This is a genomic window from Exiguobacterium mexicanum (genome assembly GCF_005960665.1).
In the GTDB taxonomy this organism is placed as follows: domain Bacteria; phylum Bacillota; class Bacilli; order Exiguobacteriales; family Exiguobacteriaceae; genus Exiguobacterium; species Exiguobacterium mexicanum_A.
The window spans coordinates 1-4,267 of sequence record NZ_CP040673.1; the positions used below are offsets into that span (position 1 = coordinate 1).

Here is a 4,267-nt window from a genome sequence, read left to right on the forward strand (position 1 = left end):
ATGCGGTTAAAATCTGCCCACCACGTTCTCCGTCTAGTGCAAGACGAGGTATCCGTATGTCTAGGCGTTCCAAGACTCCGGGGTGTCTCAACCCCGACATGTGACTCGCTGCGCTACTATCGCGCACACAAGGCGTTTCCACGCCCTACCTTGCTGCCTTTCGGCGACTCGTCACATAACCCACTATACGACGGCCAGGGCCGTCATATGTCGTGTCACAGCAATCATACAGCCGCCTACGAGGAACTCCCCCACCGTTTGTCGTGGGACTGCCTCCGGTCGTACCATATGACCCCGTCTGAACCTCTCAACGATCTTTACCATATCCCCGAAGGGACTTAGGCTATGTACAGGGCTTTCCGTCCTTCCCCTGCTAACGTCACATCACGTGCTGGAACTGCGGTGATGACCGATCCATTTTACTGCGTCGGCTGGATGAACCTACTCGTTTAGAGAGCGAGTGCGGACCTCTTTTATATGTAAGACCAAAACAAAAAGGACATCATTCAGCAGCGTGTTTCGTGAAACTCGCTACTGAATGATGTCCTTTTATATACCAAAAACCTTGAAGTTACTAAGGTAAATTAGTATGATAAGTTCATCTAAGTTAGGTGCGTACCTGCTATGTACCCCTAACCTTCAATAGCGATGTCTCTTACACACCGCTATACAAAATCGTCACTTCAATGATCATCAACCCGTTTGGCGACAGGTTGATAGGAGAAGTGGCGTTTTTTGTTGTTCCGTCCGTATTTTGTTACTGATTATTCTACCTCTACATAGATATGATGACAATAAAATATTTCTTCTTACTGCATCGTTTTTCTATTTCGCTTGTCACGGATCTTCATGTAAATTGCATATATCAACCCTAGATAGGCCACCACGGTACCGAAATAAAATAGATAGTCGACCCAAGGATCAGAGTACGGAAATCTAGTGAATTGATAACTCATAAGCGTAAAAAATACACTCATGAATAACATATGACCAACATCTCTAAAGTTCTTTTTAACCGTATCAATAATCAATTCATTCACCTCTTGTTTGAAGATTCTGATAATACAAATATAGCATAAAGAGATGTATTATTTTGCCTTTTCGTAAAACCTTTAGCTAAAGCCGTTGCTTTTTCCGACCGTGTGGGCGACCATAAAAATACTGCCTGACAAGTGTCAGTATGTAAATGGGCACTCCTTATCTTCGATATCTCGTGAAGGGACGAAAACAACATGCAGCGACCACGAATGACCAAGCCGAATGACATACCAAAACTACTCACGATCGCCGACCTTTCTGTTCGTTGGGATATGCCAAGACAAAGTATTCACGACAAAAAAGGAGAGAACAAATTCCCTCTCCCAGTACAATATGTCGCGAACAATCGGACGGCACTCTTTCTCGAAAGCGACATCATCGAATACGAAAAAGAGAATCCGTACATCAAGACAAGAGCACAACGAGAAGCGCGACGGAATTTCATTTTCAAGTTGTATATGGACGCAAATGACGAATAAAAAAAGTGGCACATTTCGTGCCACTTTCGTGTTTTTGCCGGCACATTTCGTGCCATTTTTGGACTTTTGGTGATATCACGGAAACCCCAGGCTCTGCCTGGGCTATCACGGAAAGTGATAGCAGTTTCCCCTTATGCTCTTCAGACCCAAAATAGTCACATACTTCTTACAAACAAAATCTAAAAATGAAAAGCCCCTCTTCAGAAAAAGGTGTTTAAGAGGACACGTTTTAAAGGAGAATGGGCTTTGATTTTCGATAAAGTTAATGATTAATATCCAATGCGATAACTATAATCCCAGTTCACAAAGGCTTTTACATAAGATGTTTCTGTTTTGATGGCTGTCTTAGATCCTACAGTACCTACAGGATAACGATAGTATGTAGATACAACTTTGTACGTTCGTACTTTAGGTCGATAAGTAATCGTTCTTACACTATTATCTGGAATGTTAATACTGTAAGAAGTGCCATGCGTTTCAGTAACTCCAATTGTGACACCTAAAGAACTTCCAATACTCGCTTTCCCGATGCTATAATCGCCCGAAATTGTATTAGTGTAAGAACGATTTAAACTTGTAGATGAATTAATACTCAATGTTGCTGGGCCACGACCGCTTGGGCCAGTTCGCCATGCTTCGAAACTGTCTCCGACGGCTGTTTTAGAAGTGACTTGCCATTTGTACTCATACAATTGCATAGGCGTGATTTCACCCTCTGCTTTTACAACCGATGAAGGACCTACACTCGAAAGCAACAAACTCGTTCCTAAAACAAGTGATCCAAGCAACTTACTTGTACGACTTTTAAACATGGACTAACCCCTCTCTTCTCCAACCTTCCGCCAGACGACAAAATGTGGTACGCTTACATTATAATACAATTTTTCTGAAATTTCAAAAAAATGTTAATAGGAAGGTGTACTTTATGGAAAAATCAAGGACTTATATACTTTTAGGTGGTTTGTTCATAATGTTTTCTGGGGTCATATACAGTTTAGAACGTCTTAATACATACGTTTATTGGAACGGTCTAGTTGCAACAGGCACTTATCCCTCAACACCTCAATTTAGCTTTCTCACTCAGAATCCTTCTTTGCCAATTTTCCTAATACTAGGGATTGCTTTGCTCGCTTTAGGCTTTAAGTCTCGAAACAAATGAATGATTTCCTATGATAAAAGTTTGTGAAAAAGGGCTAAATTTAGCCCTTTTTAACTTTTCGGCTTGAGAGCGTCATCAAGTTTGCGTGGAGTTTTTATTTCACGCAATGTAGAGCGAAAACAGTATTTATACGATCTTTTAAATCTAGATTTGACCAAACCAATAAATTGCTAAAAAGATATACAAAAGAGTACCACCCACTAAAACAGCTTTATTATTCTTTCTATTCCATAAAAAAATCGAAAACATTAAAAATAAAATAATAAACGAAAAAGAGAGCGCGATTACTTTGGCAATCCCACTTTCAAATAAAATCATAGATACACCTGACACCATTGCAAGAAAGAAAAGAATAGGACCTTCATATTTCGTTAATCTCGATTCTGTTTTTCCCTTCACAATATTCATAAATAGCCATCCTTTCATAATCTCTAAAAAAATATTTTATTTTACCATTTCTCGTTTTAAAGATTTCTCGAGTCGGACACCTTCCGGTATAGTTCGATCACCTGGGGGTTCTCTTTCTCCCACGTCGTGTTCTTCAGCATCGGGATTTTGAATACCCCTTCCATCTCCGTCATCAATTCACCAAGACGACTTTCGCGCTGGCGGACCGACGGATCTCGCATGATTTCCTCGTACTTTGTTTCGAATCCTTGAATCGTCATCAACATATTCATCACTCCTTCTGTTATTTTTTCTTCTCGACGTAATTCCGCAGCACGCCCTCGACCAACTCGTAAAGTTTCACATCGTTCTCCAGGGCGATCTGCTTCAAGTGTTTATGTAGCGTCACGTCCATGTCCAACGAGACTTTCTTCCGGATGATCCGTTCCGGTTTCGTCTCGATGGCGAAATAGTCGTCGTCCAGCCGGGACTGCCCCGTGACCGGGTCGATCTTCAACGGATCCGTGGCGACACGCTTCGCCTTTGTCACACTGGAACGGCTCGTCTGCACGAAATCGAGCACCTTCTTGTCCGCATTTGGATGGCTGCGGTCGATATGCCAGCGCTTCGTCCGTTGGTCGAACGTCGCCCCGGCCGACTTCAGCGCCTCTCGTAGCTTCTCCTTGCCCACTGGCGCATGTTGCTTCGCCAGGTCCAGGAACTTCATACGCTCGTTCAATTCCGTCACCTCGTAGATCGTGAGGTTCATGTTCTTCATCGGAGACCATCCTTTCTTCTTTGGTTGTTGCCAACCTTCCCTCTTACCCTCTTGATTCTTCACGTCCGGGGCTAATCCCTTCCTGTTCTTCCTTCTGGATCGCCCTGGCATCCTGTCGGATGTCTCGGGCGATCCTCTCAAGGTCTTTCTTCTCTCTGCTGAACGCACTTCGCTACGGCGTTTACGCCTTCGCTCGTTTGTCGGGGCACATGCGGAACACGTCGCCAGACTACGCTAGGCTCGTATTCCTCGTGCCACATATGAATTTGCATCTTCTACTGCTTTCTCGCTGATCTGTTTGCTCTTTGTTCTTTTCTTTTTAGAACTTGGAAAGAAAAAGACTTGAAACCAAAGAGCGCACCGGGCATACTCCGGTAGGGAAGATAGGAAACGGCTGGATGGGCAGACTAACCCCTTTGAAAAAGG

At 43.3% G+C, this 4,267-nt stretch carries 4 protein-coding genes; all 4 read right to left on the reverse strand.

The genetic code is table 11. The features are described from left to right. Positions 1–1,786: 1,786 nt before the first annotated feature. The 4 genes from FED52_RS00005 to FED52_RS00020 all read right to left on the reverse strand — a co-directional run bounded on the left by FED52_RS00005 (position 1,787) and on the right by FED52_RS00020 (position 3,841). On the reverse strand, positions 1,787–2,329 hold the full coding sequence (locus tag FED52_RS00005) for a hypothetical protein (protein ID WP_138858504.1): 543 nt from the start codon (positions 2,327–2,329) through the stop codon (positions 1,787–1,789). Positions 2,330–2,820: 491 nt separating this feature from the next. After that, entirely contained in the window at positions 2,821–3,084 is a 264-nt protein-coding gene (locus FED52_RS00010; protein WP_138858505.1) for a hypothetical protein, read from the reverse strand. A 56-nt stretch (positions 3,085–3,140) separates the two neighbouring features. Beyond that, positions 3,141–3,350, reverse strand: a complete 210-nt coding sequence (locus FED52_RS00015) for a hypothetical protein (RefSeq protein WP_240731230.1) — start codon at positions 3,348–3,350, stop codon at positions 3,141–3,143. A 17-nt stretch (positions 3,351–3,367) separates the two neighbouring features. Continuing rightward, positions 3,368–3,841 carry a hypothetical protein gene (locus FED52_RS00020; RefSeq protein ID WP_138858506.1) on the reverse strand — a complete coding sequence of 158 codons (474 nt, stop codon included), beginning with the start codon at positions 3,839–3,841 and terminating at the stop codon, positions 3,368–3,370. Positions 3,842–4,267 lie beyond the last annotated feature (426 nt).